The sequence below is a fragment of the Nitritalea sp. genome, from assembly GCF_054166705.1.
This window is the reverse complement of sequence record NZ_JBSZCV010000016.1, coordinates 42621-61834: the sequence shown is the minus strand read 5'-3', so window position 1 is coordinate 61834 and position 19214 is coordinate 42621. Positions and strand designations below refer to the sequence as shown.

16 protein-coding genes are annotated in these 19214 nt (G+C 52.9%); all 16 read right to left on the bottom strand.

Annotation, left to right across the window (positions count from 1 at the left end):
- Positions 1–3: 3 nt before the first annotated feature.
- A complete protein-coding gene (locus ACXIT9_RS12405; RefSeq protein ID WP_458056557.1) occupies positions 4–1800 on the bottom strand; it encodes an ABC transporter ATP-binding protein in 1797 nt (598 codons plus the stop codon).
- 22 nt (positions 1801–1822) lie between these two features.
- On the bottom strand, positions 1823–4186 hold the full coding sequence (locus tag ACXIT9_RS12400) for a GumC family protein (protein WP_458056556.1): 2364 nt from the start codon (positions 4184–4186) through the stop codon (positions 1823–1825).
- A 4-nt stretch (positions 4187–4190) separates the two neighbouring features.
- Positions 4191–5033, bottom strand: a complete 843-nt coding sequence (locus tag ACXIT9_RS12395; RefSeq protein WP_458056555.1) for a polysaccharide biosynthesis/export family protein — start codon at positions 5031–5033, stop codon at positions 4191–4193.
- A 398-nt stretch (positions 5034–5431) separates the two neighbouring features.
- Positions 5432–6001, bottom strand: coding sequence for a DapH/DapD/GlmU-related protein (locus tag ACXIT9_RS12390; protein ID WP_458056554.1), 570 nt, complete (start codon positions 5999–6001; stop codon positions 5432–5434).
- A gap of 21 nt (positions 6002–6022) precedes the next feature.
- On the bottom strand, positions 6023–7138 hold the full coding sequence (locus ACXIT9_RS12385) for a DegT/DnrJ/EryC1/StrS family aminotransferase (RefSeq protein WP_458056553.1): 1116 nt from the start codon (positions 7136–7138) through the stop codon (positions 6023–6025).
- On the bottom strand, positions 7139–7558 hold the full coding sequence (locus tag ACXIT9_RS12380; RefSeq protein ID WP_458056552.1) for a sugar 3,4-ketoisomerase: 420 nt from the start codon (positions 7556–7558) through the stop codon (positions 7139–7141).
- Positions 7555–7956, bottom strand: coding sequence for a sugar 3,4-ketoisomerase (locus ACXIT9_RS12375; protein ID WP_458056551.1), 402 nt, complete (start codon positions 7954–7956; stop codon positions 7555–7557). Before ACXIT9_RS12375 ends, ACXIT9_RS12380 begins: the two co-directional genes overlap by 4 nt.
- 80 nt (positions 7957–8036) lie before the next feature.
- Complete coding sequence (locus ACXIT9_RS12370) at positions 8037–9041, bottom strand: glycosyltransferase family 2 protein (RefSeq protein WP_458056550.1); 1005 nt, start codon at positions 9039–9041, stop codon at positions 8037–8039.
- Between the two features lie 5 nt (positions 9042–9046).
- On the bottom strand, positions 9047–10201 hold the full coding sequence (locus ACXIT9_RS12365; protein ID WP_458056549.1) for a glycosyltransferase family 4 protein: 1155 nt from the start codon (positions 10199–10201) through the stop codon (positions 9047–9049).
- Entirely contained in the window at positions 10198–11382 is a 1185-nt protein-coding gene (locus ACXIT9_RS12360; RefSeq protein ID WP_458056548.1) for a glycosyltransferase family 4 protein, read from the bottom strand. The genes ACXIT9_RS12365 and ACXIT9_RS12360 overlap by 4 nt, the downstream gene beginning before the upstream one ends.
- Before the next feature lie 94 nt (positions 11383–11476).
- Positions 11477–12595, bottom strand: coding sequence for a glycosyltransferase family 4 protein (locus ACXIT9_RS12355; RefSeq protein WP_458056547.1), 1119 nt, complete (start codon positions 12593–12595; stop codon positions 11477–11479).
- Positions 12576–13604, bottom strand: coding sequence for a glycosyltransferase family 2 protein (locus ACXIT9_RS12350; protein WP_458056546.1), 1029 nt, complete (start codon positions 13602–13604; stop codon positions 12576–12578). The genes ACXIT9_RS12355 and ACXIT9_RS12350 overlap by 20 nt, the downstream gene beginning before the upstream one ends.
- Positions 13601–15091, bottom strand: coding sequence for an oligosaccharide flippase family protein (locus ACXIT9_RS12345; RefSeq protein WP_458056545.1), 1491 nt, complete (start codon positions 15089–15091; stop codon positions 13601–13603). The genes ACXIT9_RS12350 and ACXIT9_RS12345 overlap by 4 nt, the downstream gene beginning before the upstream one ends.
- A gap of 69 nt (positions 15092–15160) precedes the next feature.
- Positions 15161–17578: a GumC family protein gene (locus ACXIT9_RS12340; protein ID WP_458056544.1), complete on the bottom strand. Its 2418-nt coding sequence runs from the start codon at positions 17576–17578 to the stop codon at positions 15161–15163.
- A gap of 2 nt (positions 17579–17580) precedes the next feature.
- Positions 17581–18405: a polysaccharide biosynthesis/export family protein gene (locus ACXIT9_RS12335; RefSeq protein WP_458056543.1), complete on the bottom strand. Its 825-nt coding sequence runs from the start codon at positions 18403–18405 to the stop codon at positions 17581–17583.
- A gap of 50 nt (positions 18406–18455) precedes the next feature.
- The gene (locus tag ACXIT9_RS12330) at positions 18456–19169 is read right to left on the bottom strand and encodes a WecB/TagA/CpsF family glycosyltransferase (protein ID WP_458056542.1); all 714 of its coding nucleotides are present in this window, start codon (positions 19167–19169) and stop codon (positions 18456–18458) included.
- Positions 19170–19214 lie beyond the last annotated feature (45 nt).

Genomic DNA, 19214 nt, shown 5'->3' with positions numbered 1-19214 from the left:
ATTTTATATTTCCTGTAGTTGAACCATTTTTTTAAATATTGGATCTTGAAGAATTAAATCATCAAAATTTCCAATTTTTTCTATTTTCCCTTTATTCATTAAAATGATTTTATCAGCATTTTTTATAGTTGATAAACGATGTGCTACTATAATAATAGTGTAAAAACCTTTCAGAGCATCTATATTCTCCTGAATTGACTTCTCAGTTTGACTATCTAGAGCAGATGTAGCTTCATCCATAATGAGGATGTCTACATTTTTGTAAAGCTCTCTGGCAATAGAAATCCTCTGCTTTTGACCACCACTTAAATTAATTCCATTATTTCCAACTTGAGTTTTATCCTTCTCAGGAAGTGAGTTTATAAAATCCAGAAGAGAAGCTTTCCTTAATGCTTCATTAAATCTCATTTTAGTATCACTATTATATTTATCCCATAGCGTTACATTATTAAAGATACTTTCATTAAAAATGACAGGCTCTTGAGTGATGTATCCTATTTTTCTTTGGAAAGATTCAATTTCAATTTCTTGAATATCTACTCCATCAATAAGATAATTACCACTTTCCAAAGGCATAATACCAGTTAATAGATTCACTAACGTTGTTTTGCCACTTCCACTTTCACCAACAAATGCAACAATTTCATTCCGAAAAATACTCAAATTGATGTTTTCCAAAATTTGAACATCGCCATAATTAAATGAGGCACCCTGTATTTCAATTCTATCTCTAAAAACATGGTTATTACCAAGTTTTTTAATTTCTTTGCCTTTTTCTAATTGTTGTTGAAAATTTTTAAGATTTTCCAATGAACCAGTAACGGCTAAATACCTATTCCAAACATTTTGTAATTGAGTTAAGGCATTCAATGCTCTGTAAAAAAACAATAGGGAAATCAAAATACCTCCTAATGCGCCTGATAAAATGTTTACCTGAACAAAAATAACCACCGCAACTATACATATCAGCATGGGTTCGCGTGCAGCTTTTAATATGGCATCTAGCACACCAATCTTTTTTCGACTTTCTTCAATTTGGGATACAATCTCTTTTAATCGATTTCCAAAAAAATCTACTAAGCCTGTAGCTTTCAAATATTTAAAATTAGCTACATGTTGTATGATTCGGCTTTGATACATATTGCTATCGCTGGTCAATTTACGCGAAGCACCTTTTGTCTTCTTATACAGAGCTCTGTACAAAATATTTGTCAAAGCACCACCTAAAGTGACCAAAATAGCGAATTGGTAATCTACAAAAAATGCAAAACCTATATAGACTACAACCAGGACAGCTTGTTGAAAAGACTGAAAATAAAAGGAAAAGCCCTGTACCACTTTATCCACCTCTCCCGTCATCGCATTTTGAATCCTTCCGGCATCAGCCATAATGAATTCCTTAAATTTAATCTGATTCAATCCATCGATAACATCTACTCTTATTTTTCTTATAAATTCCTGTTGAATAAGCACCTTATACCAAGCTGCAACAAATGTGGCAATCCCCTTCAGTGCAAAGAAAATGATCATAACTAGGAGAATAGCACCTAAAGTCAGTGGAATACCCATTGCTTCCATTGCTTCCACTAAAAACTTTAAGTTGCCCAAGCCTTCTGAATTGGCGGTTTCTTCCCCACTTACCAATTGTAATAAGGGCAAAAACATCGCCAAGCCCAAACCATCCAATACCCCCACAAAAATGCTTAAACCCACAAACACAAATATCTTGTACCGCATATAGCGATAGAAATAGGTAAAAGTGGTAAAATGCTTGCTTATGAGCTTTTTTAAAAATAACATCTTAACTAGTTAAATATAAAAATCATTTACCTTCCACATAATACCCCGACTTGGCACCATAACCATAACCGTAACCATAGCCATAACCATACCCAGTGTTCAGGTGCACATCATTCAGCACGGCATATAACTTCTTCACTCCTCCTTTTTCTACTAGGCTATTGGGTAGCTCCACCGCTGCCTTGTCTGAATAATTTTGACGAAAGACATAAATAGAAGCATCCGCATACTGGAAAAGATCCCGTGTTTCCGACACCAAGCCTACTGGAGGACAATCCAAGATCACTACATCGTATGCGGCTTTGATTTCTTGTAAGACTTCACCCATATAGTCTTGCAGGATCAATTCGGCCGGATTCGGAGGTATGGGGCCGGATAAGAGTACATCTAGATTTTCGTATTTGGAGTTTTTTACCATTTCGCGCCAGTCGGACTGCAAGCTGAGTACATTCGACATGCCCCGATCATTCGATAGCCCGAATTCATTCGCAATACGAGGCTTACGTAAATCCAAACCGATGACGATGGTTTTCTTCCCTGTCAGGGCATAAACGGACCCCATATTGATTGAGCAAAATGTTTTCCCTTCGCCTGACACGGTTGAGGTAAAAAGTAGGCACATGTTTTCCTTTTGCTTGGGGATCAGATAGGCCATATCGGCACGCAGCGAACGGAAAGACTCTGTGATGACCGAACGCGGATTATCGAAGACGACCAGGGGCTCGTTTTCCTTTCCACGACCGACGGAACCGATCAAAGGTATCTTCAAACTTTTCTCTAACTCTTTTGGCTCAATGACCTTCGTACTGAGTTTCATCTTGCCAAAGACAAATGCGATGGGAATGAGCATGCCCAAAGAAAAAGCGATGGCATAGCTACGTGCCGCTTTCGGTGTAACAAGTCCGGGCAATACACGTGCTTGTTCAATCACCTTATTGGCCGGCATATTGGAGGCCTTGGTGATGGCCGCTTCTGCACGTTTCTGTAATAAATAGGTGTACAGTCCTTCGTTAAGTGCAAATTCCCGCTGGATGCGCACTAATCCCTGTTCGGTCTCTGGAAGTGCGGTAAAGGAGCCCTCCATGCGGTTGATGCGGCCTTGCAGATCATTAATGGTGAGTTCTGCATTTCGCTCTACGTTATTGAGCACCTCTCGTATGGAATTGTTTAGATCCCGAATTTTTTGGTTCACCTCGCGTACGGGAGGCGAATTTTCCGTCAGCTTGGCCATTTTCATGGATTTATCGGCCTGCAGGTCGATTAAATTCATGATCAGGGAGTTTAGAATAGGATCTTGGATGCCAATCCCTGAGGGAACGACGATATTATCGTAGGACTCGCGCACCAGGTACTCTTTCAGCTGTCGATAGTAGTTCCGTTTCAAACGCTCCTGACCCAGCTCACGTTCTAAGGAGGACATCTCTGTAAAAAGCGCAGATCCCTCGGAACTTAAGTCATAGGTCGCATTGGCCGAACGAAAATCCCGCAGGCGATTTTCTGTAAACAATAAAGAATCGGATAAAAGTAAAAGCTGTTGATCAATAAAGTCAACCGTATTCGCTGCTACCGCATTCTTTTCTGCGAGTTCACGTTCGATAAAAATCTCTTGGACGGCATTCAGGTAAGCTATTCCTTTGGTGGGCGTTTGAATAATAAGGGAAAGTAATAAAATACTCGCTTGCTTTTCCTGTGGCGTTACCTTTAGTGCTGCTGCAAATTGATTGGTCAGTGATTCTTTATCTCGCAAACGAAGCATGATTTCGCCTTCCGCTTGTATACCAGTAAGCTCCACCTTGAATTTATTTCCGGGAAGCTCGATATACTCACCAAAAGCGAAGCTTCGCTCTGGAGAAATTGGATTTTCTACTTTTTGCTTCCGATTTTCATTTTGCCAGACCTGCGTATATTCTTCTTCTGTATACCGTACCTGAAAACCACTAACATCCGACCAAGAGATCACAATATCTCCATTACAGAGCTGGGGATGGTTCCAGTCTACCTCCACTGCAATGGGCGAATTGGGATACAACTCTTTGCGCTGGAAAAAACCTTGCGTATGGTATTCTACTGAAAAATCTACCTTTTCCAAAGCAGCAGCGGCTACTGGCCGTGAGCGCATGATGATCATCTGGTTATTCAGGCCCATGTCCTGCTTAAAATCCAAGGCATTTTCAAAAATGCCTAAAGCCGTTTCCTTCTCTTTGACAAAAAACTTACTTTCCACCTGATAGGTCGGAACTTGAAAACGGAGATATATATAAGCACTAACTAAGGCAAAGGCAATGGAGAGCAAGATATAAGGCCAAATGGCTACGATGCGACGGAGTAGCTGGCCAATCTCTAAATCGTCTTCCTGTTGGGAATTATTTGTTGTTTGTTTTTGCATGTTCTTAATTCAAAGCATTAATAACTAGAAGTGCCGCGGTTATCATCGTAACTGTTAACTGTATGGTCTGAACAAGATTTACTCCTGAACCAATCTCCCGTACACGTAGGGGCTCGGCATAGAGCATGTCGTTAGGGCGTAAAAAAAAGAAGTCCGACTCTACGATACGTTTATCGTTCAAATTTATCCGAAAGGATTTCGTTCCTTCCGGATATTGTCGGATTAAAACCACTTCATCCCTCTTGGCGGTCACTGTCATGTCCCCCGCATGCGCAATGGCCTGAAAGATATTGATACGGTTCGCTAACAACGTGTGATTGCCATTTCGGTTAAACTCTCCTAGTGTGGAAAATCGCATACCCCCTAAGCGGACACGCACATAGAGATCATCTTTTCGGATGTACTCCGTTAGTAGGTTTTCTATTTTTTCCTTGGATTGCCGCACAGTTAAATTAACCAAATTCACTTCTCCAATAAGAGGTAAATCCACATTGCCTTCCTCATCTAGCGTATAACCTTGTATAAAGAACACATCCCCACCGTTCATTACCCCTTGCATTCCTCCGCCCATTCTCATGGTACTTTCAGAAATACCGAATATAGCATTCAACTCTTCCGAAGTAGTTCGGATGTTGATATCCACCACATCATTATACTGCAGGCGGTAGGTATCTTCTGAATTGGCGACCAAAGGACCTTCCTCAAAGAGAGGCTCTGAAAAACCGCGATCTTGCAGGTAAATCAGACGCTTATTCGAAATACAGGAGCTACTGGCTAAGAGAAGGAAGAGGCCGAGTAGAAGGCTAAGGGGGCGAAGGTTCTCGCCGCTGATACGGGATCGATTCATAAAAGGGTACGCGGGTATAAGATAAGGGAGAAGCAGGTAAAGCTTGTGGCGGTAGTATTTTCGGAGGAAGGCAAGCACAGCTTCGCCCTCTCAGTCCCAGTACCCGTCTTTTTTTGACAAAAAAAACGAGCCAGAACTTCCGGTAGCGCACGCTGCACGGAATTCATTTGCTCGATACGGCCGATTAAAGGCTAGAAGACATACGGGAGTGTGGGCTGTTAAAAAGCAAATGTGGTTCAGTGCAAAAACGTATGCGGGACAAATATAAACGTTTCTTTTTTAAAGCACGAAAGGGGGCTAACTATTTTTGCAAGAAAATGTTTAACTCCAAAATCTGTTGTTTAAAAAGCATTTATCCCCCTGTAAAAGACAAAATGTTCCCCAAACAGAAAACCGACTTAGGCCTCCCGCAGCAAGCGGCCCTCCGCTTCGCGGTAGGTACCCTCCTGTCCCTGCCAGCGGTTTTCACCTAGCGGCAGCATGGCAGAGCCATCCGCATTTAGCCACTTGACCACCCGCGCCGGACTGCCCATCACCAAGGCATGGGCCGGCACATCGCGCGTCACCAGGCTGCCCGCCGCCACCAGAGCATGCGCCCCGATCCGCACACCGCCCAAGATCGTGGCCGCAGCGCCGATAGAAGCCCCCCGCTCCAGGATCGTTTGGCTGAAAGCCTCCGGATACTGCTTGGAGCGGGGATACTTGTCGTTCGTAAAGGTCACATTCGGGCCGATAAAGACCTGATCCTCCACACGAAGCCCATCCCAAAGGTAGACCCCACTCTTCACCGTCACATCGTCGCCCAGTACCACATCGTTTTCGATAAAGGTGTGGCAGTTGATGTTCGCATTTTTCCCGATGCGCGCCCCTTTAAGGATGACCGCAAATTGCCAAACGCGACTATTCGCCCCGATATGGGGGCTTTGGACATCGGCCAGGGGATGGATAAAGGCAGGGTTTTCGTTCATGGGAGGAGAAAGGAGATTGGCTTAACGGGAAAAAAACGCTTGGATCGTCTGGCAGACATGCGCCTGCTGCTCCTCGGACATACCGGGGAAAAGCGGCAAGCTGAGTACCGTATCGGCCAGGGCTTCCGCCAGCGGAAAATCCCCCCGCTGATAGCCCAGGTCACGGTAAGCCTCCTGCAAGTGCGGGGGCACCGGGTAGTGGATCAGCGTTTGGATGCCCGCCTCTTGGAGGAAGTCCTGCAAGGCCGGGCGCTGCTCCGTACGGACCACATAAAGGTGGTAGGCATGCGTGGCCTCCGGGTCGCAGTAGGGCAAGATCAGGTCCCCTACCCCTTCCAGGGCTTGGGAATAAGTGGCCGCGATCCTTTGGCGCTCCGCCGTCCAGGCATCCAGATGCTGCAGCTTTTCCGAAAGGAAAGCCGCCTGCAGCTCATCCATGCGCATGTTATGGCCGATGTAGGCATTATAATACTTTTTCTCGCTGCCATAGTTGCGCAGCGCCTTCACCTGCTGGTAGAGCGCCTCATCGCGCAGTGTGAGCGCCCCCGAGTCGCCCAGGGCTCCCAGGTTTTTTCCCGGGTAGAAGCTGGTGGCATTGGCATGCCCCCAGGCACCGGTGCGGATACCCCGGTAGCGGGCGCCATGCGCTTGGGCATTGTCTTCGATGACCTTTAGGCCATGCTGATCCGCCAGCGCCATGATTTCCGCCATGGGGCAGGCCTGTCCGTAGAGGTGTACGGGGATGATGGCCCGGGTGCGGGGGCTGAGGACACTTTGGATGCCCGCAGCGCTAAGGTTATAGGTACGTGGATCCGGCTCCGCGAAAATCGGCGTAGCGCCCACGTAGCTGACCGCCAGCACGGTGGCAATATAGGTATGCGAGGGCACGATCACCTCCATGCCCGGACCGATGCCGAGGGCTTTCAGGGCCAGGTGCAAGGCATCCAGGCCATTACTCAGGCCGAGGGCGTAGGGCACCTCGTTATAGGCGGCATAAGCCGCTTCGAAATCCGTCAGTTCGGTTCCCAGGAGGAACCACTGCCGATCGTAGACACGGGTAAAGGCCTCCTGCATGCGGCTGCGGAGGGGCACATGCATGCCGGAGAAATCAAGAAAAGGAACAGGAAGCGTATGCATTTACAAGTTTTTAAAGGCAAGGAATTCGGAATAGTCGCGGATATAATCCGCCGCATCGTAGGCATGAGAGGCTAGGACGAGGCAGATCGCTCCGGAGGAGAAATTAGACAGCTCCCGCCAGAGTCCTGAGGGAAGCAGCAGTCCCTGGTAGGGACGGTTGAGCTGAAACGTTCGTTTGCTGCGGCCATCGTCTACCTGGAGGTCGAAGCTCCCGCTGGCCGCGATGATGAGTTGCTGCAGGGCGCGGTGCCCATGGGCACCCCTCCCCTCCCCTCCAGGCACATCGTAGAGGTAGTAGATCCGGTTTAGGGGGAAAGGCACCTCGATGCCCCCGTTAATGGCGGTGATATGCCCCTTTATGCTATGGTTTTTCGGCAGGGAGAGGATGCTGCAGTCGAAGACGGTGCTGGTGCGGCTCATGCGTGTAGCTGTTTAAAGGCTTCAAAATCCCGGATGTAGTCCGTTTCGTCGTAGGCGGTATCGGAGAGGTGCAGGCCGAGGGCATTCGTGGAGAAGTTCTCCATGTGGCGCCAACAGCCGGCAGGCAGGTAGAGTCCGTAGTAGGAGCGGTTCAGGGCGAAGCGTTCGCTGCTCCCATCGGGGGCGGTGACCCGGATATCGAAGCTCCCGCTGAGGGCGATGATCAGTTCCTGTTGGCGTCGGTAGGCATGTCCGCCGCGCTGTTCGCCGCCCGGCACGTCGTAGGTCCAGAAGACCCGCTGGATGGGAAAAGGCACCTGATCGGCATGCTGCAAGAAGGTCAGATTTCCGCGGGGGTCTTCGATTTTCGGAAAGTGTAAAAGCGTAGGACGCTGCATAACAAAAGAATTACTAGTACAAAGTAAAGAGAAATTCGGAGAAAGTCCAAGGGCTCGTTTTTTCCTTTCCCGGCCGGAGCTTAGCGCAGCGCATTTTTAAGGCGCAGAGCCAGGCGGAGGAGGAAAGGCAAGCGATACAGCAGGTAGAGGCCGCGGAGTTTCATCGTGAGCGCGCCCCGCTCTTTTAGCAAGCGGTAGGCCGCTTCGCCCTCCGGGGGCTGCTGCAGCGATTTGGTCGCCAGGAGCAGTTCCTCCTTCGCGATTTCCACTTGCATGGCTGCATGTCCTTTTAGTGCACGTCCGTAGCGCGCATAGAGCGACTCCCGCACAAATTTATGGGAAAGATGCAGGCGCCAGTTGCGCTGATGGTCGATGCCCCCAGTCATGGAGCCCGTGTGGTAGCGGTAGGCCGAGCCCACGAGCGGCAGGAAGAGGAAGTCCCCTTGGAAGCCCAGGTGCAAGATCAGCGGAAAGTCTTCGATCAACGTGCGCGGATCTGTGAGCAAGTCAAAAAAGGTGCTGTCAAGTGCTTCTCGACGGAAGAGCGTCGTTTGAGAAAGCACATAAGCCGAGGCCCCAGAGTAGAGCGCTTCGATGGAGAAGCGTTTGGGAGCATTTAGGCCTTTGGCACGGAGTGCCTGCGCTTCCATGGTATGGTCCTGTGCATCGATGATGCGGTAATCCGTGAAGCAAGCCATGAGGAGGGGATCCTGTTCCAGCTCGAGGACCTGGAGGTTCAGTTTGGAGGGGAGGCAGAAGTAATCATCCCCCCCGAGGATATGGCAGTAGGTGCCGCGGGCCTGGCGCAGGGCATCGGCCACGTTCGCGGTGAGGCCCAGGTTCTTCGGTCTGGGGAGGATACGGTAGGAGAATCCCGGTTTTGGGGGGAAAGCATCGAGCAAGGCTTTTGCCCGTGCTGCGGTAGCATCGGGCGAGGCATCGTCTGCCAGGAGCAGCTCCAGGTGGGGATAGTCCAGGGCCAGGATGCTGCGGAGGGCCGCCTCGATAAAGTCCTCTTGGCGGTAGCTGATCAGGATGATGCTGACCAGGGGAGACTGTGGATACGGGGATGGAGAAGGAGACATGGGCATTAGGGATGAGGGCTTTGCTGGGGGCTATGGATACCTAGCTGCGCATAGCAGTGGAGCGTGCGGTCCACGAAGACCGGATAGTCAAAGCGCGCGATGACGCGCTGGCGGGCGGCGGCGGCCAGTTGATCCGCCAGCGCCTTTTGGTGGTGCAGTTCGAGGAGGATGCGCGCGAGGGCGGCGGCATCTTCATTGGGGAAGAAGCGGCCCGACTCCCCTTCTACGATAAGTTCTTTTAGACCTGAGGTATGGCTGAGGATGAGGGGTTTCTGGAGTGCCATGGCCTCCGCAGCGCTGAGGCCGAAACCTTCGAAGCGGGAAGGGATGACGATCAAGTCGAGCGCCGCACCATAGTGGAGCGCTTTTTCCCAGGCTTGGGCGCCACACCAGTGGATGCGCTCGGCGTAGGGGCTGGCCTTCCCTTTGGCCTGGAGGGCTGGGCGGTCGGGGCCATCGCCTACCAGCACCAGGTGCAGGTCCGGCGCTTGCGGGGCCGCTTGCAGGAAAGCCTCCAGGAGCACGTCGATACCCTTTTCATGGCGGATGCGGGAGATGGTTCCCATGCAGTAGGCCTCCGGCGGGAGTTGTTCCAGTCCGGGGAGCTGCTGGCGGGCGGGGGCGCTGGCGGCATGCGCGGCGATGAAAGCCGTATCGATGGCATTGTAGATGACATGCCGTCGGGAGCTATCGGGAAGGCCCTCAAACCAGGAGTTTTGCACATGTTCGGAGACGCTGATAAAGGCATGGCAGCGTGCAGCGGCAAAGCGGAGGAGCTGTTGGGCCCGCTTCCCATGTCCGGGCGTCCAGGGCTGGTGCACGGTCGCCAGGATGCGGGGGATGCCCAGGCTGGCGGCGGCCAGTACGGGCAGCAGGCCCGGGTTCATGTACTGGAGGTGCATGGGATCCTTACGGAAGGGGCGGAAGGCGCGGCGCAGGTGGAGGAGTTGGCGCAGCGGGTTCCAGCCTCTGTCCATGTGGAGGAGGTGGAGTTCATCGCAGAGGGGGCGGACGGTTTCCAGCATAAGGGGATCCGTCTCGAAGTAGGCGATGAGGCGTATGCGGAATGCAGCGCTGCGGAGGGCGCGGATGAGGCTGAGGGTTTGCATCTCGGTGCCGCCCATTTGGAGGCAGGGGATGGCGATGCTGATGGTTTTCATGCGCGAGTGGGGTGGAGGAGTTCGAGGTAAAAGGCCTGCATGCTGTCGGCATGGCGCTGGACGGAAAACTTTTCGGAAAGGAGTTGCTGCGCGGCCTCCCCCATTTTTTCCCGCAGGGCGGGGTTTTCGTAGAGCTGCTGGATGCGTGCGGCCACCTGCTGCTGGTCTTCGTTGGCCACGAGGAAGCCCGTCAGGCCCTCGGAGAGGATTTCCGGGGTGGCGCCTTTGCTGCCGGCGATGCAGGGTTTCTTTTGGGCGGCAGCCTCCAGGGGGATACGGCCGAAGGCCTCTCCATCTTTGGTGAGGGAGAGGACCAGGTCGGCGATGGCATAGGCTTCGGCGGGCTTGTCGATATGCCCGAGGAAGCGGACCTGGTCTTGGAGGCCCAGCCTTTGGACGAGCTCCTGCAGGCGATCCGCTTCGCGGGTATCGTCGGGGTAGCTGCCCCCGGCGATGAGCAGGAGCGCATGCGGGGGTAGGCTTGGGCGCGCTTTATGGAAGGCGCGGATGGCCGTATCGTGGCCTTTGCGCTGGTCCAGAATGCCGATGCTGAGGATGCAGAAGCTATTTTCCGGCACTTGAAAGGCTTGGCGCAGCGCTTTCGGGGAGCGCTGCTGCTGGTAGTTTTCTAGGCGTACAGGATCGTAGATCGTGCGTGTCCGTCCGGCACAGGCGGGAGCTGCCTCCAGGACCTGCTGTTCCACATAAGTAGAGGTACAGACGATCGCCGAGCAGGCGCTGAGTACTTCGGCGGCGATGGGTGCCTGATGCTGGAGGCTACGGACATGGCCGATGACCGGGATGCCCAACTTGCGGGCCACCTGGATGTCCCGTCGGTCTTGGTTGCGGAGCAAGTTGATATGCAGCAGGCGGATGTTTTCGCTGCTGATGATTTCCCGCAGGCGGATGCCGAAGCGGTAGCGTTTTAGAGCGTCCATGCCCGGCAAGGGCGTATACGTCACTTCGGAGCCCATCCACCAGGCCGCTTCGGGGAAGCGCCAGTGGAGCCGGGCCTTTTCTGTAGGGAAGGCCTCTTGGTGCGGGCGCGGGAAATGGAAGAGCACATGTGCTGGAAATTTTTCCGGGTGAAGCTGTTGGTACAGCTCGATCAGCGAGTTTTCGGCCCCGGCGAAGAGTTCGCTTTTGTCGGTAAAAAGAATGGGGTAAGGGTACTGCTTCATGTTGGAAAAGTTCGAATTCGGAAAAAATGCTTGTGCGCTATTTGTGCGGAAAGATTTCTGCCGCAAATATAGCTATTTTTTTTACATCGCCTGTTTAGGGCGCCGCCTGCAGGTCGGCGAAAAGCTGGCGGTAGGCTTTTTGGAGCTGCTGCAGGGAAAAATGCTGGAGTGCATGGCGATGTGCGGCTTGACGCATGGCCAGCCGCTGTTCGGCCGGTGCTTGGAGCAGGGGCAGGAGCGCTTCGGCATAGGCTTGGGCATCCGCGTGGAGCGGCAGCAGGGCGCCGCAGGGCGTATTTTCGGGCAGGAAGGCATCGGTGATGCCCGGCAGGTGGCTGAGGATGGGGATGCAGCCTTGGCCCATGGCCTCCGGGATGACGAGGCCGAAGCTTTCCAGGCGGGTAGGAAAGACGAAAAAGCTGCTGGCGGCATAGGCCTGCTGGAGGGCCGCACCGCGGAGGTGTCCATGGAAAAAGAGATGCTGCTGTAGCTGGCGCGCCCGCGCTTCGGCCTCCAGGCGTTCGCGCAGGGGCCCCTCCCCTACCAGGTGCAGTTCCAGTTCGGGATCTTTTTGGTGGAGGATTTCGAGCAGTTCGGGGAGCAGCAGCACGCCTTTATGCGTATCGAGCTGGCCCACGAAGAGCAAGCGTTTCGGGTGGGGTGCGCTCTGGGGGAGCTGCTCTGGGATCGGCACGCCATGCGGGATGCAGAGGATGCGGTGTTTTTTTATTGGGGGCAGGTACTGGGGGAGGGTGGCGGCCACTTTGGGCGAAGGCCCTACGAAGGCATCGATCCAGTAGGCGGCGCGGGTATCCAGGCGGTAGTAGCGCGGATCATCCGAGTGGATGACGCTGATGACCTTTCCGCGGCCTTTGGCCCCTAAAACAGGCAAGAGGTAATTTGCTGTAGGTGCATTATTCAGCAGCGTGAGGGCAGGTTGTAGTTGGCGCAGAAGCGCATGGAGGCCCCTTAGGCGCTGCAGGCTACCGGAGGGGGGCAAGACATGCACCTCATCGAAGGCAGCGCGTGCTTCGGCTTCCAGGGTGCCGCCGTAGTGGGTGAGGATCAGGACGCGGTGGTAGTCCTCCTGCCAGACATGCGCCAGGTGGAGGGTAAAGGTACCGATGCCCCCGCGGTCCAGGAAGGGATTGATGCTGATGGCAACAGGTTTCGTGCTGGGGCGGGGCTGTGCTTTAGGACGGGAAGTAGACATGGCTGGCTTCGGGGAAATAATGGAGGACGCGCTCCGGGCTGCTGAGGGGCACCCAGAAGGCCGTTTTGTAGGGTTGGATCCCGTATTTTTTCTCCAGGGCCCGCTGTTTCCAGTAGAGCGGAGCGCGGAGCAGGCTGAGGCGAGCGCGGAGGCTGCTGAGCCTTCCTTTGGCTTGGGAGAGTCGTTGGCGTTTTTGGAAATAGGCCAGGTACTGCTGCAAGCCCGCACGCTGGAGCAGCTGGGGGAAGCGCCCTTGGAGGAAGGCCTCTAGCGAGCGGAGGAAAGCCGGGGAGGCACCGCTTTGGGAGATGCTTTGGGCATGCACCCGGTAGAGCGCCACGGGGGTCTCGATAAGACGGAAGCGGTAGCCCGCCGCCAGCAGGTGCATGTAATAGGGCAGGTCTTCGATGAGCGGGTGTTCGGGCTGGAAAAGTCCCTCCTGTTCGAACACCTCGCGCGGGTAGAGGATGCCCGGTGTGAACACAAAATAAAAGAAGAGGGCATAGAGGGCCAGTTGCTCCTGCGCCTCCAGCTGAAAATACCAGGCTGGGAGGCGGATTTCTTGCAGGACATTCCCCTGTGCATCGCAGGTCAGTCCGCTGCCCAGGAAGAGCGTCTTCGGGTTACCTGGAGCTTCCTGGGCCTCTTGGTAAGCCGCCAGGAGATCGGAGAGGCAGTGGGGCAGCAGCAGATCATCGGCGGCGATGATTTTGATGTACTTTCCGCTGGCCGCACGCAAGCCGGCGTTCAGGTTTTCCACCGTACCCCGGTTTTCTGGCTGGGCGATGAGCTGACAGCGCTGGAAGCGGCTGCTATGCTGGGAGATCCAGTCCCGGATACGGGCCACGCTCTGGTCGGGGGAGGCATCGTCGCAGCAGATGAGTTCGATGTGGGGGTACGACTGCGCGGCGCAGGAGGCCAGCGTGGCGCAGACGGTGGCTTCATGGCGGAAGCTGATCACCACGATGCTGATGAGCGGTAGGTCGGAGGGAGTGGAAAGCATGCTCATGGGAAGAAGCGTTTTAGGCGTTCGACAAGTTTGGTGGCCAAGCCGGAGCGTTTATCCAGGCTGCGGAAGCAGAAAAGGGCGGTACCGAGGCAAAGCGGGACTGCGAGTGCCCAGAAGAGAGCTCCGGAGAGGAAGTGGGCGGCGGCAGCGGCAGTTCCGACCAGCAGCAGGGCCAGGCTGAGCAGGCGGAAGAAGGCTTTTTCCAGGCGGATGCCATAAAAGCGCTGCACGATCCAGGACACCTGCACGAAGTAGAGGGCATAAGAGACCGTAAAGGCCATGCCCAGTCCCGGGATGCCAAAGTACCTGTAGCCAAGGATATGGCTGGCGAAGAAGTAGCCATTGTAGAGCAGTTCACTCCAGAAGAAGAACTTGGTTTTGCCTTTGGCCACGATATAAAAGGCAGTTACCCAGCCCCCCGTCTTCAGCAGCATGCCCAGGAAGGCGATGTGCAGCATGGGGACGATGGGCAAGAATTCCGGCGTATAGATCAGGCGCACGAAAGGCTGCAGGAAGAGGGCCAGGAAGGTAAGCAGCGGCATGAGGATGAGCAGGCTCACCTCCCCCTGCTGGCTCATAAAGCCTTTGGCTTTTTCCTTATTTTCGGCCACGCCGGCCAGTTTCGGGTAGTAGTCTGCACCCATGGCATTAAAGATCAGGCCCACGTACGTGTTCATGATGTTAAAGCCCGCGGCATAGAGGCCTACATCGTCTGTGCCGCCGCTGCGGTTGATAAAGATGCGGATCAGCAGGGAGAAGCCCAGCGTGATGAGGGCGGTGGCATTCAGCGCCAGGCCAAACTTAAGCATGGGGCTTCCTTCGCGCCAGGCCTCTTTCCAGCTGATGTGGACGAGGGGTAGGGCGATTTTTTTTCCGAAGTAGCGGGCGATGAGGAAGGTGAGCAGTGCCTGTCCGAGGATGGCCGGCACGATCCCCTGGATTTCATAAACATAATAGATGGGCAGCGTCACAAAGAGGCTGAGCACTGTCCCGTAGAGGTTGGCCTGCGCCATCCATTTGAGTTGGCGCAAGCCCTGCAGCAGCACCGTTTGGCCGACGGCCAGCTGATTAAAGAGCAGGGAAGCCCCTAGCCACATAAAGGCCCAGGTGTATCCGGGGTCTTCCAGCATCCAGAGGCTGAGGGGGTAGGCAAGCAGCAGCGTGGTTCCGGCGCCGAGGAGGCCGGTAGCCCAGACGATTTTCCGAAAGATCGAAGCGGCGCGCTGCACTTTTTCCGGCTTCTCGGAGGCGGCAGCTAGGGAGATGTCGCGCACGGCACTTTGGCTGAGGCCAAAGTTAGTGGCAGCGCCGATCAATTCCAGGGCCGTTTGGATGAGGCCGAGGAGTCCCATGCCGTTCGTTCCGAGGAGGACGGCCATCACTTTAGCGCGCAAAATGGCGGTCAGAATGCTGACCGCCTGCACCCCTCCGAAGAGGGAAGTAGATTTTAGGATTTGGCCATAACCGGCCTTGGAAGGAGCCTCCATGTGTCTGTTCGGTTCAGCTGCTAAGGATGTCTGCTGTGAAAAAAAGCCCCCTTTCGGAGGCTTTCGTACTTAGGCTTTCTTCTTTTTCGAAGGGCTTTCTTCTTCGTAGTAGCCATAGCCATTCGAACCGTATCCATAGCCATAAGCGGCTTTCTGCGGCACGGCATTCAGGATGGAGTAGAGCGGCGTTTTGCCGATGAGTTCCTTAAAGGTCTCTACGGTGAGGAGTGCATTTTTCTCACTGTAGTCGTAGCGGAACACATAGAAACAGACATCGGCATACTTCGCGATTTCTTTGGTCTCCGACACCAAACCTACAGGAGGCGTATCGAGGATGACCACATCGTATTCTTTTTTAATCGCGGCCATCATCTCCTTGAATTTCGGGAACTGCAGGAGTTCAGCTGGATTCGGAGGCACAGGCCCGGAGAGCATGATGTCCAGGTAATCGTAGCCGCTGGGGCTGACGACCGTCTTCCAGTCCATGTCGGTGGTGAGGACATTGGTCACCCCTTTGGTGTTTTTCAACTTAAAGTCATCGAAAATTTTCGGTTTCCGAAGGTCCAGCCCGATGATGATCGTCTTTTTACGCAGCAGGGAATAGGCCGCGGCCAAGTTGATCGAGGAGAAAGTTTTCCCTTCGCCCCCCACGGTGGAGGTAAAGAGCACGGTCACTTGCTCTTGGTTCGGCACGAGGAAAGACATATCCGAGCGGATGGAGCGATACGTTTCGGCCACCACGGATTTGGGATTGTTTAAGACCGGCAGGTGCTTGTTTTTCGCTTCCGGAATTTCGGCAATCACCGGCGCCACGTCCATCATGCTGTTTCGGAAGTCGTTTAGGTCTGAAATTTTCGTGTTGAGCGCAAATTTCCCATAGAGCACCAGGGCAGGGATGATTAATCCCGCCAGGAGTCCCGCGAGGTAGTTGACCTTTTTATTCGGAAAAACAGGCATGCCTCCAGCGCGTGCAGCGTCCACCACGAAATTTTTCGGGGAGTTCGCCGCGCGGGCAATTTCCGCTTCTGAGCGTTTTTCCATCAAGAACATGTAGATGCCCTCGTTGATGTTAAACTGCCGTTCCAGACCGATCAAGTTACGCTCTGTTTCCGGAAGGGCGTTGATGCTCGTATTGATACCGCGGATACGGTCCTCGTATTGGCTGAGGAGGCTTTGGGAATTTCGGATGGAAGAACGTAGATTCTCCGTCAGGGAGCGCTTCGTACTTTCCAGTTTACGGTTGACGTCTAACACCGGCTTGCTACCATCGGCATAGATAGCGCTTACACGGATTTTTTCCCCTTGGATCTCGATCAGGGAGGTGACGAGTGTATTCAGAAGGGCATCTTGTACGCCAGCCACAGAAGGGATAACCAGGGCATCCAGGTCATCGCGTTCGATGTAGGTCAAGATATCCTGATAATAGCGGAGGGCGATTTGCTCGCGTGCCTTTTCATTTTCGATTTCGAAGAGGTTGTCGATGACCTTGGTTCCTTCATCTTGTAGGTTGAAGACCCGGTTTTGTTTCCGGAAGTTCTGCAAGCGATTTTCGAAGAAGCTTAGCGAGTCGGTGATGCCGAGAAGCTGATTGTTGATAAACTCCACGGTACGCTCGGAGAAGCGGTTTTTTTCGCGCAGCTCAAAGTCGATATAGGCATCCATGAGTGCGTTTAGGTACTCCTCTCCCATCTTACGGACGGGCGTCTGTAGGCTAAGGGTGATCACGCTGGAGGCGCGTTCGGCAGGGAATGCGCTTACGGCACCCGCATAGTGCAGGGCCAGGGAAGGCGTATCCATCGGGGTGAAGAAGATCACATCACCGGGCAGGGCGCCGGCATTTTTGATGGTAAAGTTAAAGGTTTCTGATTTGATCGGCTCTCCGAAGGTAAATTTACCCGTCAGCGGCTCGGTATTGCGCAGCCCTGTTTTGTAGAAAGGATCGATCGGGTTATAGATCGCGAAGCCATCCTCTTCGATGCTCATCTCGAAAGTTTGTTCATCGAGGACCTGCACGCGCAGCATACCGCCAGTAATTTGCGGGCCATTCCAGGCCATATCCACCAGGATGGGGGTATTGCCATAGATCATCTGCTTGCTGAAGAAAGCTTCGCGGTAGTACGAAACGTTAAAGTCCAGTCGCTTCAGTGCCTCGTTGGCCATGGAGAAGGACTTAAGCACAAACATATCGTTTTCGATATTATTCGATTGGAAGCCCATGACCGATTTGTCGAGGATTTCCGAGGCCATATTTTGTTTTTCATCCCCGATAAACAGAGACGCATTCACGCGGTAGACCGGTGTGAGTGTTTTGCTGATCAGGTACGAAGCCCCGACGAAAAAGACCACGGATAGCAGGAAATACGGCCAGTAGATAATGTATTTATACAGGGTGGCTTTTAGGTTCACCGGGTTTTTTGCCTTAGACGCGCCGCCTCCTGTGAAGAAGGCCATCGGGTCTTGCGGACTGTTTGTGTTGGCTTGACGCATAGTTAACGTGCTGAAATACTAATAATTAATCCGATCAAAGATATGGAAGATATAAAAATAGACAAACTCTGGGTGAAGTTTTCTCCGGTACCGGCTTCACGCACCCGCATGGGTTCCACATAGAGCTGATCATTCGGCTGGATGAAGTAAAATTCACTGTTGATGATATTCCGATCCAACAGATTCACTTTATGGATGCGGGAGCCGTCCGGGTATTGGCGGACGATGGTCACTTCATCGCGTTTAGCCAGCGTGGTCATATCACCGGCGGTGGAGATGGCTTCGTAGATGGTCACCCGATCCTGGAGGATGACGAATTTACCTGGCGTGCGAAACTCTCCGAGGGCAGCAAAGCGCACCCCGCCTAGTTTTACGCGCACGAGGAACTCGGCTTTAATGATTTTTTCCAATTCTTTTTCGACAGCCTGGCGAATTTCCTCTAGGGTGAGGTTACGCACCATCACTGGACCGATAAGCGGGAGGCGCACATAGCCTTCGTTGGTCACGGAGAAACCCGTCATGTAGTAGATATCTCCTCCTCCGAGGCCAGCCTGCATGCCCATACCCATGCCTTCGATCTGTGGGGTTAGCGTAAAGCCTCTTTCCAGGAGGTCATCGATGGTGACCACCTGAATATCCAAGATGTCATTGGCTTGAATGCGGTATTCGGGCAGTTGATAGTCGATCAGCGCATCTGCGGGGTACTTGCCATCGTAGTCTTGAAAATAAATCAAGCGTTTATTTGAGATACAAGACGAGAAAAACAAGGCCACGAGCAGCGTATAAGCGACACTGCGCATACCGAACTTAATTTTAGAAGCAATCATTACATTCACTAGATTAGACTTAAATGAGTATAGGGTTTCAATTTTATGGGTTATCGGGTTAACTTCACCTTCAGCACTTCCCAGAGAAATTCCGGGGTGGAGATAAAGGTTCTGCGCCAGAGGCGTTTGGGTTCTTGTACGAGTCGCGGTAGCCATTCGAGTCCTGCCTTGATCCAAAAGGGCCCTGGGCGCTTGACGGTGCCGGCATAAAAATCAAAAACGGCTCCGATAGCAGCCATAAAGGGTACTTGTAGCTGCTGCTGATGTTCCATGATCCACTTTTCCTGCTTAGGGGCCGTCATGCCCACGAAGAGCACATCGGGCGCTGCGGCATTCACGCGGCGGATCATGTCGGCATTTTCCTCAGCGCTAAAGACAGCCTTATAGGGAGGAGAATAGGTTTCTACTGTGAGGGCGGGATATTCCTTCCGGATGCGTGCCTGGATTTTATCCAGTGTCTGCTGCGCTGCCCCCAGGTAGAAGACACGTCCCCCACCCTGGCGCTGCAGCAGCTCCAGCATGTGCAGGTGTAAGTCAGAGCCGCTGATGCGCGTAATTTTTTGACCGTAAAGAAAACGGGTGGCATAGACGATTCCGATTCCATCTGGAAGTAGCATATCCGATTCCAGGAGCGCGCGCTGAAAAGGCCGGTCTGTCTTGGCCACACAGAAAGAGTGTGGGTTAATCGTCAGGCAGACGGTCTTTTGACTCGACAAGGTGTCTGGAAGCTGGGTGCTAAGTTGAAATCCTAAAAAAGCTTGCATGCGTTAAAAAAACAATCAAATCCTCATCACAATAAGCTGCAAATA